Origin of the sequence: Defluviimonas aquaemixtae (genome assembly GCF_900302475.1) — a bacterium.
GTDB classification, from domain to species: Bacteria; Pseudomonadota; Alphaproteobacteria; order Rhodobacterales; family Rhodobacteraceae; genus Albidovulum; species Albidovulum aquaemixtae.
The window spans coordinates 1-15,233 of sequence record NZ_OMOQ01000011.1; the positions used below are offsets into that span (position 1 = coordinate 1).

Below are 15,233 nucleotides of genomic sequence, written 5' to 3' on the forward strand. Positions count from 1 at the left end.
CTTCGTCGAGGCCGCCGCCAACATCCTCACCAACCCCGCCCTCGACCCCGTCGGCAAGATCCCCGAGTTCAAGTTCGCCGCCGTCAAGGTCGAAAAAATCAAAGACAACATCGCCGCAGAATAAAAAACAGGGCCGCTAACCAAACACCACAACGTCCCGCGCGTCGATGATTAGGGCCCTCAGACGCTCGCGGGACTGCGAGGCGGCGCTCCTAGGGCGAGGAAACCAGCTTGTCCGGAGCGTCCAACGCCCTGCCAGACTGCCGAACGACTTCAGAAATCTGCAGGAGTTTATTGGCCAACGGGTTCGACTTGCGCCAGATCATGCCAATCGTCCGCGACGGTTCAGGGCTTCTCAAACGAGCTACCGAAACGGACGCAGAACGCGTTTCCACCGCCACCGCCATTTCAGGGATCAGGGTCACACCAATGCCGGCGCTGACCATCTGGACGAGCGTGGATAGCGAGCTGCCGTCCAGCAACTCTCGAGACGTCGCGGCGTGCATGTTGCAGAACGACAGGGCTTGATCGCGAAAACAGTGCCCCTCTTCCAGGAGAAGCAGCCTCATCTCGCGGAGCATTTCGCGACTGGGGACCGGTTTTCCTCCATCTTCGCCCGGCCGCACCAGGACGAAGTTTTCAGTGAACAGCGCGACTTCGGTGAAGGACGGCTCCGAGACGGGCAACGCAACGATCGCAGTGTCGAGCCGACCCTCTGCCAGTTCAACGATCAGCTTCTGCGTGATCGTCTCGCGGACCCTGATGTCGAGGCTTGGGTCTATCCGCGTCAGGTTGCCGATGAGGGCGGGCAGCAGATAGGGCGCAATCGTCGGGATGACACCGATGCGCAGTCGCCCCACGAACCGGTTCCGGGAAGCGCGCGCCAGGTCTCCCAACTCGTCCACCGAACGCAGGATGCCGTGAACTCGGGACCGGAACTCCTCACCGAAGCCAGTCAGCCGGGCCTGCCGAGAGCTTCGTTCAAAGAGGGGCGTGCCGAGAGACTCCTCAAGCTCCTTGATCTGCATGGACAAGGCCGGCTGAGAAATGGCGCAGGCATCTGCAGCACGGCCAAAGTGGCCATGACGTGCCAAAGCATCAAAGTAGCGGAGCTGCTTGAGCGTGAAAATGGACATAAGTAAAGCTTATTTCTGCAATTAGAATTTTCAACTTAAGCTAATGGCTTGGCGCTGGTAAAGAAACCCCCGGAGTGGTACCGGGGCGGAAAATGTCCCTATCGGCCAATCTCACGATTCGTTACGGCGGGCTGACGACGGACATGCTGAACTCAAGGATTGCAGCTACAGTCAATCCGGTACCGATTCCCGGAAGCAAGCTTGCGGGTATGTCAACGAACCGAGGGCAGTTCACCCAACGGAGACGGCGCAGCCGCGCTGTGCGTTTCAGTCAACCCTTTCAACAGGCGGGCCCAAAATTGCCCGGACCCCAGTTCAATCAACGCAGCCATAATCGGAGGAAGCCATGGATGGAAATGATGTCGCGAGCGCGGGCAAGTGCCCGGTCATGCACACGACCTTCGGAGGGCGGTCAAACCGTGACTGGTGGCCGAACCAACTGAACCTCAGAATTCTTCACCAGAACTCGCGTCTTGCCGATCCGACGAGCGAAGGCTTCAACTACGCAAAGGAGTTCAAGAAGCTCGACCTAAAGGCCCTAAAGCAGGACCTTTATGCGCTGATGACCGACTCGCAGGAATGGTGGCCCGCGGATTACGGTCATTACGGTGGGCTCTTCATCCGGATGGCGTGGCATAGCGCCGGCACCTATCGCACCGGCGACGGCCGCGGCGGTGCCGGCTCGGGTACGCAGCGCTTCGCACCGCTCAACAGCTGGCCAGACAATGGAAATCTCGATAAGGCGCGGCGCCTGCTGTGGCCGATCAAGCAGAAGTACGGCAACAAGATCTCTTGGGCCGACCTCATAATCCTCGCGGGCAACTGCGCCATCGAGTCGATGGGCGGCAAAACCTTCGGCTTTGCCGGTGGGCGCGAGGATATCTGGGAACCCGAGGAGGACATCTACTGGGGCGCCGAGGACACCTGGCTGGGTGACAAGCGCTATAGCGGCGACCGGGACCTCGAGAACCCCCTCGCTGCCGTGCAGATGGGCCTGATCTACGTGAATCCCGAAGGGCCGAACGGCGAACCGGATCCGGTCAAGTCAGGCCGCGACATCCGGGAAACGTTCGCGCGAATGGCGATGAACGACTACGAGACGGTGGCGCTAACCGCTGGCGGCCACACTTTCGGCAAGACGCATGGCGCCGGCGACGCGGCGAATGTCGGTCCCGAGCCGGAGGGCGCGCCGATCGAAGCGCAGGGCCTCGGCTGGCTCAGCACCTTCAAGAGCGGCAAGGGAAGGGATACCATCACCAGCGGCCTTGAGGGTGCTTGGACTTCGAATCCGACCAAGTGGGACATGGGCTATTTCGACGTGCTCTTCGGCTACGAATGGGAACTGACCAAAAGCCCGGCGGGTGCCTGGCAGTGGAGGCCAAAGGACCTGAAGGAAAAGGACATGGCGCCCGATCCCGAGGACACGTCGAAGAAGGTGCCGATCATGATGTCAACCGCCGACATGGCGATGCGCATGGACCCGGCCTACGAAAAGATCTCGCGCCATTTCCACAAGAATCCCGACGAGTTCGCCGAAGCCTTCGCGCGCGCGTGGTTCAAGCTGACCCACCGCGACATGGGGCCGAAATCGCGCTACATGGGCGAAGAAGTACCGACAGAGGACCTGATCTGGCAGGACCCGATACCGGCGGTCAACCACCCGCTGATCGACACGACGGACATCGCGGACCTCAAGGGACAAATTCTCGCTGCCGGTCTGTCGATCCCTGAGATGGTGTCGACCGCGTGGGCTTCCGCGTCCACGTTCCGCGGCTCTGACAAGCGGGGCGGGGCCAATGGCGCGCGCATCCGTCTCGCACCGCAGAATAACTGGGAGGTCAACGAGCCCGAGCGGCTGGCCAAGGTGCTCAGGAGCCTTGAAGCCGTCCAGAAGGGCTTCAACGACGCGGCAAGCGGCGGCAAGAAGGTATCGCTCGCCGATCTGATCGTTCTTGGCGGCTGCGCCGCTGTCGAGAAGGCTGCGAAGAGCGCTGGCCACGATATCGAGGTGCCCTTCGCTCCGGGCCGTACGGATGCCTCGCAGGAGCAGACCGACGCGGAAGCTTTCGAGGTTCTCGAGCCGATCGCCGACGGGTTCCGCAATTACTCGAAAGGCAAATACTCCGTTTCGTCCGAGGAGCTTCTGGTCGACAAGGCGCAGCTTCTGACCCTTACGGCGCCCGAGATGGCTGTGCTCGTCGGCGGCATGCGGGCCCTGGGTGCGAACTTCGGCCAGACCCGCCATGGCGTCTTCACGGATCGTCCGGAAACGCTCACCTCCGACTTCTTCGTCAACCTGATCGACATGGGCACCGAGTGGAAGCCGGCCGCTGGCGAAGAGGGCATGTACGAGGGGCGCGACCGTGCGAGCGCGAAGGTGAAGTGGACCGGCACCCGTGTCGATCTCATCTTCGGCTCGAACTCGCAGCTTCGGGCGCTCGCGGAAGTGTATGCACAGGACGACTCGCAGGAGAAGTTCGTGCGTGACTTCGTGGCCGCCTGGAACAAGGTGATGAACCTCGACCGGTTCGATCTCGCCTGATTCAGGGCAACAACCAATTGGACGCGGCCCCGGATGGGCCGCGTCCTAATTTTTCCTTGGCTTGAGGCCGGGGCGATGGACCGAGATCACGGCGCGCCACGGTTCCGAAGGGCAACGCACGCAAGCCGCCGAACGACAAGTCGGCGGGACTGGACCGCGCTGTCAGGACGTCATCCGATGACGGGAACACGAAGCATCTCGTCGAGGACAGTCACCCGTGATGCGCGGCCACGGTCTTAACTGTTGTGAAGCTATAGAGCGCCTCAAAACCCTTCTCGCGACCGTGGCCGGATTTGCCGACCCCGCCGAAGGGAAGCTCCACGCCGCCGCCTGCGCCGTAGTTGTTCAGGAACACCTGCCCCGCCCGGATGTCGCGCGCCATGCGCATTGCCCGGCTGCCATCCCGTGTCCAGACCCCTGCGACCAGCCCGTAATCCGTGCCGTTCGCGATTGCGACCGCCTCCACTTCGTCGTCGAACGGGATCACCATCTGAATCGGCCCGAAGATCTCGTCCTGCGCGAGCTTGTGGTCACCACTCACGTTCGCAAGCAGGACCGGCGCGACGTAGTAGCCGCCATCCGGCGCGCCATCGACAATGTTTCCCTTGGCGACGACCGTCAGGTCGCCGGCATGCTCCAGCATTCCCTCGATCCGCGCCTTTTGCCGTGCCGAGATGATCGGTCCGACGTCGAGATCGTCCAGCGCCGGCCCGACCTTCAGCTCGCGGTACCGCCTGGCCATCAAGTCCACGACCTCGTCGTAGCGTGACCGCTCGACCAGAACCCGCGAACCGGCCGAACAGGTCTGGCCGGCGTTCTGGAGCCCCGCATTGACCAGGAAAGGGAGCGCCCGGCTAAGATCGGCATCGGCGAATACGATCTGCGGTGACTTACCACCAAGTTCCAGCGTTACGTGCACGATGTTCCTCGCCGCCGCTTCCTGCACCAGCGCGCCCACTGGCACGGATCCCGTGAACGATATGTGGTCGATGCCCGGATGCGCGCTCAGCGCCGCGCCAGCCTCGGTGCCGAGACCTGGGATGACGTTGATTGCGCCATCTGGAAAACCCGCTTCCGCCGCGAAATTCGCAAAGGCGAGTGCGGTCAAGCACGCATCTTCGGCGGGTTTTACGACGCAGGCGTTGCCGGTTGCAAGCGCGGCGCCTACAGAGCGTCCGATGATCTGCATGGGATAGTTCCAGGGAATAATGTGGCCCGTCACGCCATGCGGCTCGCGCAGTGTGTAGACGGTATAGCCGTCCAGATACGGGATCGTTTGTCCCATAAGCTTGTCGGCAGCCCCGCCGTAAAACTCCATGTAGCGCGCCAATGCCACTGCATCCGCGTGCGCCTGCCTGAGCGGCTTGCCGACGTCCGTCGCCTCCATCTTCGCGAGGTCTTCGGTGCGCTCGCTGACAATCTGGCTGAGCTTCAGCATGAGGCGTCCGCGTTCGGCCGCCGGGAGTTTCCCCCAGCCCCCATTGCGCGCCGCCCGGGCTGCGGCCACGGCAGCATCCACGTCCGCCGCCCCGCCTTTCGCGATCTGACCGATCACCGCCCCCCTCGACGGGTCCACAATGTCGAGGGTCCCGCCGCAATCTGCGGCGCTCCACTGCCCGCCGATCAGAACTTTGTCGGTGTCGAACCACGCGCAATCAGGACGCATTCCGCTCCTCCTTCGGCTCCTTTCGCAAGTAAGACCACGATGTCCGGACGATGTCCAAGGCGGCCGCGCTAGCGGTGATGCTGCAATCCACTGGCCGGAAGGCGAGAGAGATCAGCAAACCGCTCCCTCCCAAAGCGTGCTTTGCATCGACTGAGGTCTCCGTCGCCTCCCGCATGACCCAGATCTGGGCCGAACTGTCACGCTACATGCTCAGAGATATCGCGGGTCACTCGCGGTTTGTCAGAAATTGACATCGATCATTTCGCAAAGGCGCGATTTGCGCGATGCGGGTACTAGGCGGCGTCCGAATCCCGGGCGGCCGCAGAAATCCGTCGCCGGGACTGCAAATCAATGTTGAGACGCCTCATCCGGGACGGGCGCGCGCTGCGCACTGGTTTAGACCTGCCCGTGAGGACGCGATCGGCTATGGAATAGGAGTTGCACATGACCAAGACCTTCCCACTCATCGCCCTGTCACTCAGCCTTCTGCTCTTCGGCTGTGCCGAACCGGGCCGCTACCCCATCAGCGGCGAAGAGTGTGCGCCGACCGACCCGGTCATGGATCTCGACGCGGCCGATTGCATGCCGGTGCCGTCTTCCGCGACCTGAAAGGCGCGGGGGCAGATCGCTGAATTCCGGTGCACGGTCGATGCACCTGAGCGCCTATCCGGCGTTCGCGAGCGCGCAGGCTCTTCGGAATGTGTCGCCGACGGGTGTCCGCGGATAGCGGTCTGGGTTATCGAAGCGCGGTACCCTGAATTCGATCTCGCCGCCGCCAATGCGCGTCTGCGTACTGCCGAACTGGTCGAGCAATGCGCGCATCTGCGCGTTCTCGCGTTGGACGTAGGCTACGAATTCGGAGATGCCATTGCGTCCGGCAAGTTTCGCGAGAACGCTCAGAAGCAGGCGGCCCAGCCCGAGGCCCTGATGTTTGTCCACCGTCGTGGCCGCGATCTCGGCGGCGCGGCGAGTGTGGCCCAGACGAATATGACGTGCGACCGCGACCGGCTCGGGCGGCAGGTCGTCCTCGGTCAGCGCGCCAACCGCGACACGGTCCCGATTGCTCGGCGCCGTGAAGCGATCGAGTTCGGCTTCGGTCAGCCTCTCTGATGAGCGGAAAGGAACCAAAACCGTCGGGAGCGATCCGACAGATGCTCGAATCCGGTGTCCAGCAAGTGCCGATCTTCGGGACCGACCTCCCTGATGTGGTCGGTTTGACCGTCCTTCAGCGAGGCCGAGAATGGAGAAAGAGCGTTTAGTGTCGATTGCATCACCTGAAGGCGCGATTGAGGTTTTTCGCCTTTTCCAGGTCTGCTTCGTTCAGATTTTCCAGATCGACGAGCAGGGCCGAGGTCACATCGGCATTGATGAAACGCGCACCCCTGACATCCGCGCCGGTCAGGTCGGCGCCGCCCAGCGTCGCCATGGACAGGTCAGCTTCGCTCAGATCGGCGCCGGCCAGTTTCGCGTATTCCAGATCGGTCCGCATCATTTTCGCCCCGGCGAAAATCGCGCCTTCCGCGCGCGCCTGTCGCAGCACCCCGCGCATGAGGCCCATGGACTGGTTCTTCATGTCGGCCGACAGATCGGCACCGGAAAAATCGGCGCCCGTGAGGTCCGCCTTCGTGAAGTTCGCCGCTGCGCGGGAATTGCTCAGGTTGGCGCCAGAGAGATTGGCGCCGATGAACTGCGTCTGAAACAGGCTTGCGCCGCTCAGATTCGCGCCCGAGAGATCCGCGTTGAGAAGCCAAGCCTGATCGAGGACCGCCCCCTCGAGGTTTGCATCGGCAAGGTTCACATTGTTCATCGACGCGGCGCGAAACACGATGCCTGAAAGATCGAGACCCGTCAGATCAATACCGTTCAACAGACGCCCGGCCAGATCGTTGGTCTTTCCGGCTTCGATCAATTGGACGATCTCATCGCGCGTAAACTCCGCCGCCGTCATCTTCGGCGAATCCAGATCGATGCCGGCCAGCTCGGACTGAGCGACTGCGGGCGGCGGCACAATCGCCACCAAAAGCGCAATGCAGAAAGCTCTGAACGTCATGATCTCGCTCCCCCAAGTTACCATCGGTGAGCGTCTTCGTACCGAGGCTTTGTGTGAACGGACGCGCGGCGGGCTATCGCACTCTCCGGCGTTTGCGGAGAACGATCAACTCCCGCGAGCAAGGTGTTGACGGCAATGTGAACGGCATAGTCGGTGGCGTTGCGTTTTTCTACGACCTTTTGCCAATGGCCGGGGGGCCGATACATGTGGTAACTGGCTCAATGCGAGAGTTTTTCTGCCGGTGACGACAATTGGGCGTTGGTCGCCTTTTTCGCGTTGCCGCGCTTCCGTGATGGCGGTTCCGCGCGCCGACCTGCATTCGTGCTTGGACCGTGTTCCCGGGGAACCGTGGGGGGTCGAAATGACTCGCAATGAGGCCGCCGCTCACGCGGTGCCGCTGCGTTCCGCGCTGGTGGTCGATGATCACCCGCTTTACTGCGATGCACTTGCCTCGATGATGGAGACGGTATTTGGCATGCGCAGGGTGCGCAAAGCGGCGTCGCTTGACGAAGCGCTGAAGATTCTTCGCGCGCGCTTCGCCCCCGATCTTGTGATGCTGGATCTAAAGCTGCCGGATGTGTCTGACCTGAGCGGCTTCATGAAAATCAAGGGAAAGGCGCCTGATGTGCCTGTCATCGTAATCTCTGCCATTACGTCGGCTGAGGTAGTGCGGTCGGTGATGGAGGCGGGGGCTGCAGGCTTTATCCCAAAGGATGCTGGCCGCGATACGCTGCGCGATGCGATACGCGATATTTGGGATGGCAAAACGTATCTTCCGCCCGGCTACGAGGTCGCGACCAAGCGGCGCGAAGGGGATCCGAGCTTTGCTGAAATTTCGCGCAAGATCGCGGGCCTGTCGCAGCAGCAGTCACGTATTCTCTCGCTGATCTGCAAGGGAAAGCCGAACAAGCTGATTGCCTACGAGATGCAATTGGCCGAAGCTACGGTGAAGGCCCACATAACGGCATTGCTCCGCCGTTTGGGGGTCCAGAATCGTACGCAGGCGGCGTTGATGGTGCGCGAGGCATCGATCCGGCATCACCTACAATAGCCGGACGAAGTGTCGAACCTCGGGAGGGCGCGCATCAGGAGAGGGATGCGCAACGATGGATGGTGGTGGCAATCTCGAATCGCGGCCAGCCGAAGCTGTCTCGGTCGCGGTGTCGGCTGAGAGCGACGCAACCGCAGCAGTGGCAGAGATCATGGATCGGCTGCGCGGCACCGACGCGAGCTTCATTCTGTTCTTCGTGCCGTACGCGATGGATCGGGCGGCCTTGGTGTCCGCGCTGGCTGCCACGCCGTCGCCGGCTGCCTTCGGTTGCACGACTGCGGGTCAGATCACGCCACAGGGATATGATAGCGATGCGATGGTGGCGCTTGCCTTCCACCGTAGACATTTCCGCGTCGCCTCGGCACTGATAAAGCCGATTACGGCGGTCGATATCGCCGAGGTCGTGCGTCGGACCGAGCAGCTGGCGGCCCGGTTTCCCGCTATGCCGGGGCGTCGGCGTCTGGCTCTTTTCTTCGCCGACGGGCTGTCCAAGCAGGAAGACATTATTGTTGCCGCGCTGGAGGCCGGGTTGAAGGACATCCCGGTCTTTGGCGGATCGGCCGGCGATGGGCTTGCCTTCGAGGAAACCTTTGTGCTGCACGAAGGCAGTTTTCACAGCGGTGCGGCGCTTCTTCTTCTTCTCGAGACCGACTTGTCGTTCCGCGGTCTTGGCTTCGATCATTTCCAGCCGACGGACAAGCGCATGGTCGTCACGCGCGCGGTGCCCGAAGAGCGTCTGGTCCTCGAAATCAACGGCTCGCCAGCGGCGCGGGAATACGCCCGCCTCGTCGGCGTTCCGGTCGATGAGCTGTCGCCAATCGTCTTCGCCGAGAACCCGGTACTAGTGCGAAACGGCAATATCTATCACGTGCGGGCGATACAGCAGAAGCACGGCAATGGCGGACTGACGTTCTTCTCGGCCATCGATAACGGCCTGCTGCTCACGCTCGGCCGGGGTATGGAGATCATTCGCACGCTAAACTCCGGGCTGAGCGTATGCGACCAAACCGGCGAAGCGCCCGATATCATCCTCGGTTTCGACTGTTACCTGCGCAAGCTCGAGATCGAGCACAAGGGGCTCGCGGCTGCGGCGTCGGAGGCGTTCCGCGCGCATCGAGTGGTCGGATTCAACACCTACGGCGAACAGCATCTCGGTGTCCATGTGAACCAGACATTTGTTGGGATTGCATTTTTCCGCCCAGAGAACGGAGCGCCGCTGTGATCGACCCTACTGAACCGCTTGAAGTGCAAGTCACCAAGCAGGCAAAGATCATCGACGCACTGATCTCGCGCAGCGAGCGCGGGCACGAAGTCGGCGGCTCGGCCTATTCGCTTTTCCAGTCCGCGATCGCGCTTCAGGCCGCCGTCTGGGAAAAGACCAAGGACCTGGAACACGCTCTCGACACCCTTGGCCGCGCAAGCACCGAGCTGGAACACGCACAGCGCTCGCAGGAGCAGATGCAGAAAACGCTCGCAGATGCGATGATCGCGATGGAAGGTGGCTTCGCGCTGTTTTCCGAGGAGCGCCTTCAGGTCTGCAACGATCTTTTCCGGCATCTTCTGCCGGATGTGGAGCCGATTGTCGAACCCGGCCTTCCCTTCGACGACTATGTTCGCGCCGTCGAGGTCAGCCGGTATCTCAGCCCCCGAGACAAGAAGCGCGCTGCCAGGGTCGCCAGCCCGATGAACCAACCTTACGACCGGCGCTTTTCCAGCCAGGTGGTCGCGCTCAAGAACGACCGATGGTTCCAGATATCCTATCGTCAGACCACCTCGGGCAACATCGTCGTCCTGCAGACCGAGATTAGCGAGATCGTGCGGCAGAACCGGCGCGAAAAGGACCGCCTGATTGATCAGCATGCCCAGTTTCTTCAGGCCGCCTTCGATCACATGCCGCTCGGCGTCTGCACGTTCTCGGCGGCGGGTGAGTTGTTAGTCCGAAATGAACGGTTTGGCGAGCTGCTTGGTGTGCCGCTCTCACTTCTGGAAAAGGGCACCGATTTCCGCAGGATCGTCGAATATGTCGAACGCTATGAAGTGCTTCTGCCGCAGCACGCAGATGGAGGCCGGGCGCTCGGCGACTGGGCCAAAGAGCTGAGACGCTGCGGTGTCGTTCACGAACGGTTCCGCCGACCCGACGGTGTCGCTCTCGACATGCAGATCCACACGCTGCCGGATGCCGGCCTTATCGTTTCCATCATGGATGTCACGGTCGAGACCGAGGCAGCAGAGACGCGCCAGCGGATCAACGAAACCCTCGAACGGCGGGTCGAGGAACGGACGGCCGAGCTGACCGAGGCCAATCGCCTCTTGCGGATCCGATCGCAGGAACAGGCGAATGCGGAAGAGGCGCTGCTCTTGGCCAAGGAAGCCGCCGAAGGGGCGCATATGTCGAAGACGCGGTTCCTGGCGGCGGCGAGCCATGACCTCCTTCAGCCAATCAACGCCGCGAAGCTCTACATCTCCACCCTGAAGGAGAAAGTCACTCAGCCGGCCGCAGCCGATACGGTGGAACGGCTCGGTCGCTCCTTCGCGTCGATGGAGTCGCTGCTTCATGCGCTTCTAGACATCTCCAGGCTCGACAGCCCGGCGGCCGAGTTCAGCGTAACCTCGTTCTGCTTGGACGGGCCAATGCGGTCGTTGGAGGCTGACCTGTTACCGCTGGCGGTGGAAAAGGGGATTGGGCTGAAGGTCCTGCCCTCCACGCGCTGGGTGGCCTCGGATCAGCGCTACCTGATGCGCTGTCTGCAAAATCTTGTAGTGAACGCGATCCAGTACACCGAAACGGGGCGTGTACTGGTCGGCTGCCGGATCGCTGGGGCGTCGCTCCTGGTTGAGGTCTGGGACACCGGTATCGGCATTTCCGAGGCGGATCAAACGCGAATCTTCAATGAATTCACGCGCGTTAAAGAGACGCGATCCGCGTCCGGAGTTGGCCTTGGCCTGTCGATCGTGGAACGTGCGTGCCGGCACCTCGGGCACCGCGTGAACGTACATTCGACACTCGGAAAGGGGTCGGTCTTTTCGATCGAGGTCCCGCTCGCGCAGCCCGGCATCAAGGAGTTGAGTGACGTCGGAACGGTTGACGCGGAGCCGCGCGGCGCGCTCGACCTGATCGTCATGATCGTCGAGAACGACGCGGATGTCCTGCATGCGACGACGCAGCAGCTCCATGGCTGGGGCGCAGGGGTGCTTGGCGTTGCCTCGACGCAAGAGGCGCTCGAGACGATGGCTTCGATCGGCACGCCGCCGGACATCATCCTTGCGGACTATCAGCTTGATGACGGCGACACGGGCGTCGAAACGATCCGTGCGCTGAGACAGGCGGCAGGCGCCGAGATCCCGGCAATCGTGATCACCGCGAACCGGTCCCGATCGCTGCACGCCCTGGGGGCGGAGATGTCGTTCTCGGTGCTGACGAAGCCCGTGCAACTGTCGCGCCTGCGCGCGCTGATCGACTGGAAAACGCGACGCCGCGCCGCATGAGGGGCTTCCCACCGACCTAGGTCGCTGATGACACTTGCGCCGATGCAGCTAAGCTCGCGGAAGCCAAGGGGACGAATTCATGCGCCGACTTGCCAGAGCCCTTGTCGTTGTCACGACGCTCATTCCCGTTGCCGGCCGCGGTCAGGACGTGGCCGAGCGGCTGAACGACTATCCTACCGAGGCGCGCGCCGACTATGTGTTCGGCTGCATGGCCGCGAATGGGCAAGACCGGCTCACGCTGCAGAAATGCGCCTGTTCGATCGACATGATCGCCTCGATCCTGCCCTACGACGCCTATGTGGAGGCCGAGACGGTCCTCTCCCTGCAATTGGGCACAGGAGAGCAGCTTTCGATGTTCAAGACCATGCACGATGCGACGGAAGCGGTGGCGACGCTTCGCCGGGCCCAGGCCGAGGCGGAGATGATTTGCTTCTAGACGTCATGCAGGCGGCACCTTCGGAAGCACCGCGTCGAAGACATTGCCTTCCGTATCCACTGCGTGGACTTTCAGCTCCGGCGCCCCGTTGTCGGTGTAGTCGAAGCGGAAAACGGGGTTCTCCGAGATGGAGATGCCGCCCTCGAGCGAAAACAGCAGTTCGTCGCCCTGGTAGACTTCCAATTCGTGGATGAAGTGGGGCGGGATGAACAACTGCGTGATCTGATCGCGCTGCAATCCCGAATAATTCGGATGCCGGATCATGATCTGTGCCTCGCGCCGCGCGGTTGATTGCAGCGGTTCTGCCGCGTCGAACATCCTCAGGCGCATCTCTCCCATCCCGGCGAGCGCGGCGGCGGGATCCTTGGTCGCCGGCGCTGAACAGCCGCCGGATGCCTTGACGAAGCGCCCCGTCATGAAGCTGCCCGCCTCGGTCTCGGCAATGGCCCGCAAGTTGGAATACTGGTCCACCCGCACCCGGGTTTCGAACTTGAGCGGATGCATCGCGGGACCGAAACGGAACTCGCCGGCGAGCGGGGCCGGGTTTTCGTCGATCACGAGCTTCAGCGCAGTGATCTCGCGGCCCGGATCGGTCTGTTCGATCACGATCGGAACCGTCGCAGCGTCCTCAGCGCGGTAGGGCGCCTCCAATCGGATGAGGCTTTCGCCGTCCTGAAGGGCCACTTCGCCGATGATGTCCCCTGAAATGTCGGTCCAGGTCTGACTCTCGACCAGCGGGTTCTCTGCCGCGCTGGCCGGCAGCAGCGCAACGAGCGCCAAGGTCATGCCTGCGATCACATGCTTCATTTCGCCTGCTCCATGTTTCCGCGCTCTGGAACCTTATCACAAAGGCCGTGAACCCGAAATCAAGCCTTTCGGAGGTGTGGCGTCGCGCCACGCCGGACCGCAATATGACGCTGCCGCAGGCGGAGAGGATGATGTTCGAAGCGATCGCATCGATCTGCATCGAAACGGGCGGGGAAACCATTTGCCGCTACGCGCTCTTGCCGGGCTTCGCGGCGGACACCGAGGCGGGATGCCTCGCCGCGCTCCACGAAGGCGAGGTGGAGTTGTCGGGGCAAACCGGACCTCCGTCTTGTGTGCGGCGCCGGGCATCACGTCTGTTGTTCACGGAAATCGCTCCGGGCGTTTTCGCCCATCGCGGAGCGATAGAGGAGCCGGGGCCGGGCAATCTCGGCGACGTCTCGAACATCGGCTTCGTAATCGGAGAGAACGCGATCGCGGTGATCGACGCGGGCGGGTCGCGCGCCGTGGGCGAAGAGGTCTACCTCGCGATCCGGGAACGGTCCGACCTGCCGATCCTCGCCGTCATTCTTACGCACATGCATCCCGACCATGTCTTCGGAGCAGGCCCGCTGGCAGAGTCCGGGGCCGAAGTCATCGGCCGCGCGGGCCTCAGCCGCGCGCTGGCAGAGCGGAGCGGCAACTATTCCGAAGGCTTCACCGGCCTCATTGGGCCCGAGGGATTTTTGGGTACCCGCGTCGTCTCGCCCGATCGCGAGGTAAAGGCGGAAGAAATGCTCGATCTCGGCAATCGCACCCTGCACCTTGTCGCGCGGCCGACGGCTCACACCGCAACTGACCTGACAGTGGCTGACTTGGCCAGCGGCGTCGTCTTCGCCGGCGATCTGGTTTTCGCGGAGCATGCACCCGCGCTCGACGGCTCTCTGAAAGGCTGGCAAGCCACGCTCGCGGCGATCCGCGAAGAACCCGCCGCGCTTCTCGTGCCGGGTCATGGTGGACCAACCCTGCCTTGGCCCGAGGGCGGCGCGGCCCTGTCGGCGTATCTCGCCGCACTCGAGGAGGACACGCGGAACGCGATCGAGGCAGGCGTGCCGCTCAGCACAGCCGCGGCCACGATCGGGCGCGGGGAGGCCGCGAACTGGTCGCTCTTCGATCTCTACAACGCCCGTAACGCGACGGTCGCCTACACGGAACTCGAATGGGAATAGATCGTCACTCGGGCATATGCTTCAGGAGGATCTGCGCGATGGCATAGGCGCGCTTTTCCAGGATGACCGGCGTTTCGCAGACATAGGTCAGGGCCCGTTCCCTGTCGCGGTAAATGCGCTCGTCCCAGTCGATCTCCGCTTCGAGCGCGTCCATGCGGTCGAAGTCAGGTTCTTCGGCGGCCTCGAGAGCGGACATCTCCGAATGCGCCGCGTCGATCTTTTCGGCGAGCGCGATCTGGCTGCGTGCATAGCGGACGATCCCGTCCAGAACCCTTTTCCGGTCGCGGTCGATGCGTGCGAAGGCGGCAAGGAAGATGGCCCCCAGATCGTCCGCGGTCAGATCCGGGTGCGCGGCGATGTAACCGGCGACGCGCGCCTCAGCCGCCTCGATCGCGACCCGGCGCAGCGCCAGGGCTGCTGCCAGATCCGCAGCCTCGCCCACGGCCTGCGCATCATTGGGGGGAGAGGGCCACATGACGCCCGGCGAAAGCGCGCCGGTCCGTCGTTGGATGCAGGGCCAGTCCGGGTCGTCCGATGCGGCGACAGCCGTCTCGGCCAATCCGAGCATCGCGCAGATGAAGAATGAGATTGTCCGCATCCAGTCGTCACTCCCTTGCCACGGACCGAGTATACGCCCAGCCCGCCGGTTCGCCCAAGCAGAGGACGTACAAACTAAGGTCTCAATTGTCGGTGGTGCGCCCGGGCCTATACTTGACATTAAAGCCCCGCAGAGGGTGGGAAATTCTCTGGGAGGTCTGACATGCGCAGCCGCGCCGCTGTTGCCGTTGCCGCTGGAAAACCGTTGGAGATCATGGACGTCGAGCTTGCCGGGCCGAAGTCTGGCGAGGTGATGGTCGAGATCAGGGCGACGGGCATCTGCCACACCGACGAGT

The 15,233-nt window shown here is 62.7% G+C and carries 13 protein-coding genes and 1 pseudogene; 8 read left to right on the forward strand and 6 right to left on the reverse strand.

Features of this window, described 5'->3' with window-relative positions; all coding sequences use genetic code 11:
* Positions 1-212: 212 nt before the first annotated feature.
* Positions 213-1,136, reverse strand: coding sequence for a LysR substrate-binding domain-containing protein (locus tag DEA8626_RS20625; RefSeq protein ID WP_108855129.1), 924 nt, complete (start codon positions 1,134-1,136; stop codon positions 213-215).
* A 346-nt stretch (positions 1,137-1,482) separates the two neighbouring features.
* On the opposite strand from DEA8626_RS20625, the gene katG reads away from it, so the two are divergent.
* A complete protein-coding gene (katG, locus tag DEA8626_RS20630) occupies positions 1,483-3,678 on the forward strand; it encodes a catalase/peroxidase HPI (protein ID WP_108855130.1) in 2,196 nt (731 codons plus the stop codon).
* 211 nt (positions 3,679-3,889) lie between these two features.
* On the opposite strand, the gene DEA8626_RS20635 is transcribed toward katG, so the two are convergent.
* Positions 3,890-5,344, reverse strand: a complete 1,455-nt coding sequence (locus DEA8626_RS20635; RefSeq protein WP_108855131.1) for an aldehyde dehydrogenase family protein — start codon at positions 5,342-5,344, stop codon at positions 3,890-3,892.
* Between the two features lie 444 nt (positions 5,345-5,788).
* Here DEA8626_RS20635 and DEA8626_RS21220 point away from each other — a divergent pair, with 444 nt between their 5' ends.
* Positions 5,789-5,953, forward strand: coding sequence for a hypothetical protein (locus DEA8626_RS21220; protein WP_181366585.1), 165 nt, complete (start codon positions 5,789-5,791; stop codon positions 5,951-5,953).
* 54 nt (positions 5,954-6,007) lie between these two features.
* On the opposite strand, the gene DEA8626_RS20645 is transcribed toward DEA8626_RS21220, so the two are convergent.
* Together DEA8626_RS20645 and DEA8626_RS20650 are read right to left on the reverse strand one after the other, a co-directional pair.
* Positions 6,008-6,472, reverse strand: a complete 465-nt coding sequence (locus DEA8626_RS20645; RefSeq protein WP_181366587.1) for a GNAT family N-acetyltransferase — start codon at positions 6,470-6,472, stop codon at positions 6,008-6,010.
* A gap of 142 nt (positions 6,473-6,614) precedes the next feature.
* Positions 6,615-7,394 carry a pentapeptide repeat-containing protein gene (locus tag DEA8626_RS20650; RefSeq protein WP_108855134.1) on the reverse strand — a complete coding sequence of 260 codons (780 nt, stop codon included), beginning with the start codon at positions 7,392-7,394 and terminating at the stop codon, positions 6,615-6,617.
* A 361-nt stretch (positions 7,395-7,755) separates the two neighbouring features.
* Here DEA8626_RS20650 and DEA8626_RS20655 point away from each other — a divergent pair, with 361 nt between their 5' ends.
* The 4 genes from DEA8626_RS20655 to DEA8626_RS20670 all read left to right on the forward strand — a co-directional run bounded on the left by DEA8626_RS20655 (position 7,756) and on the right by DEA8626_RS20670 (position 12,367).
* Positions 7,756-8,445 carry a response regulator gene (locus DEA8626_RS20655; protein WP_108855135.1) on the forward strand — a complete coding sequence of 230 codons (690 nt, stop codon included), beginning with the start codon at positions 7,756-7,758 and terminating at the stop codon, positions 8,443-8,445.
* A gap of 55 nt (positions 8,446-8,500) precedes the next feature.
* Positions 8,501-9,667 (forward strand): FIST N-terminal domain-containing protein, encoded by a 1,167-nt coding sequence (locus DEA8626_RS20660; RefSeq protein WP_108855136.1) that lies wholly within the window; start codon positions 8,501-8,503, stop codon positions 9,665-9,667.
* On the forward strand, positions 9,664-11,931 hold the full coding sequence (locus DEA8626_RS20665; protein WP_108855137.1) for a hybrid sensor histidine kinase/response regulator: 2,268 nt from the start codon (positions 9,664-9,666) through the stop codon (positions 11,929-11,931). The genes DEA8626_RS20660 and DEA8626_RS20665 overlap by 4 nt, the downstream gene beginning before the upstream one ends.
* Positions 11,932-12,010: 79 nt before the next feature.
* Entirely contained in the window at positions 12,011-12,367 is a 357-nt protein-coding gene (locus tag DEA8626_RS20670) for a hypothetical protein (RefSeq protein ID WP_108855138.1), read from the forward strand.
* Between the two features lie 3 nt (positions 12,368-12,370).
* Here DEA8626_RS20670 and DEA8626_RS20675 read toward each other — a convergent pair whose 3' ends face one another.
* Positions 12,371-13,174, reverse strand: coding sequence for a quinoprotein dehydrogenase-associated SoxYZ-like carrier (locus DEA8626_RS20675; RefSeq protein WP_108855139.1), 804 nt, complete (start codon positions 13,172-13,174; stop codon positions 12,371-12,373).
* A 131-nt stretch (positions 13,175-13,305) separates the two neighbouring features.
* Here DEA8626_RS20675 and DEA8626_RS20680 point away from each other — a divergent pair, with 131 nt between their 5' ends.
* Positions 13,306-14,340 (forward strand): quinoprotein relay system zinc metallohydrolase 2, encoded by a 1,035-nt coding sequence (locus tag DEA8626_RS20680; RefSeq protein WP_108855141.1) that lies wholly within the window; start codon positions 13,306-13,308, stop codon positions 14,338-14,340.
* Between the two features lie 4 nt (positions 14,341-14,344).
* Here DEA8626_RS20680 and DEA8626_RS20685 read toward each other — a convergent pair whose 3' ends face one another.
* The gene (locus DEA8626_RS20685) at positions 14,345-14,938 is read right to left on the reverse strand and encodes a hypothetical protein (RefSeq protein WP_108855140.1); all 594 of its coding nucleotides are present in this window, start codon (positions 14,936-14,938) and stop codon (positions 14,345-14,347) included.
* A 162-nt stretch (positions 14,939-15,100) separates the two neighbouring features.
* Between DEA8626_RS20685 and DEA8626_RS20690 the strand changes: the two are divergent.
* Positions 15,101-15,233 (forward strand): annotated as a pseudogene (locus DEA8626_RS20690) (S-(hydroxymethyl)glutathione dehydrogenase); the annotation flags it as partial.

Bases quoted from the DNA above. Each gene is read 5' to 3' on its own strand.
- DEA8626_RS20625 (WP_108855129.1), bottom strand. From the start codon at position 1,136: ATGTCCATTTTCACGCTCAAGCAGCTCCGCTACTTTGATGCTTTGGCA.
- katG (WP_108855130.1), top strand. From the start codon at position 1,483: ATGGATGGAAATGATGTCGCGAGCGCGGGCAAGTGCCCGGTCATGCAC.
- DEA8626_RS20635 (WP_108855131.1), bottom strand. From the start codon at position 5,344: ATGCGTCCTGATTGCGCGTGGTTCGACACCGACAAAGTTCTGATCGGC.
- DEA8626_RS21220 (WP_181366585.1), top strand. From the start codon at position 5,789: ATGACCAAGACCTTCCCACTCATCGCCCTGTCACTCAGCCTTCTGCTC.
- DEA8626_RS20650 (WP_108855134.1), bottom strand. From the start codon at position 7,394: ATGACGTTCAGAGCTTTCTGCATTGCGCTTTTGGTGGCGATTGTGCCG.
- DEA8626_RS20655 (WP_108855135.1), top strand. From the start codon at position 7,756: ATGACTCGCAATGAGGCCGCCGCTCACGCGGTGCCGCTGCGTTCCGCG.
- DEA8626_RS20660 (WP_108855136.1), top strand. From the start codon at position 8,501: ATGGATGGTGGTGGCAATCTCGAATCGCGGCCAGCCGAAGCTGTCTCG.
- DEA8626_RS20670 (WP_108855138.1), top strand. From the start codon at position 12,011: ATGCGCCGACTTGCCAGAGCCCTTGTCGTTGTCACGACGCTCATTCCC.
- DEA8626_RS20675 (WP_108855139.1), bottom strand. From the start codon at position 13,174: ATGAAGCATGTGATCGCAGGCATGACCTTGGCGCTCGTTGCGCTGCTG.
- DEA8626_RS20680 (WP_108855141.1), top strand. From the start codon at position 13,306: ATGTTCGAAGCGATCGCATCGATCTGCATCGAAACGGGCGGGGAAACC.
- DEA8626_RS20685 (WP_108855140.1), bottom strand. From the start codon at position 14,938: ATGCGGACAATCTCATTCTTCATCTGCGCGATGCTCGGATTGGCCGAG.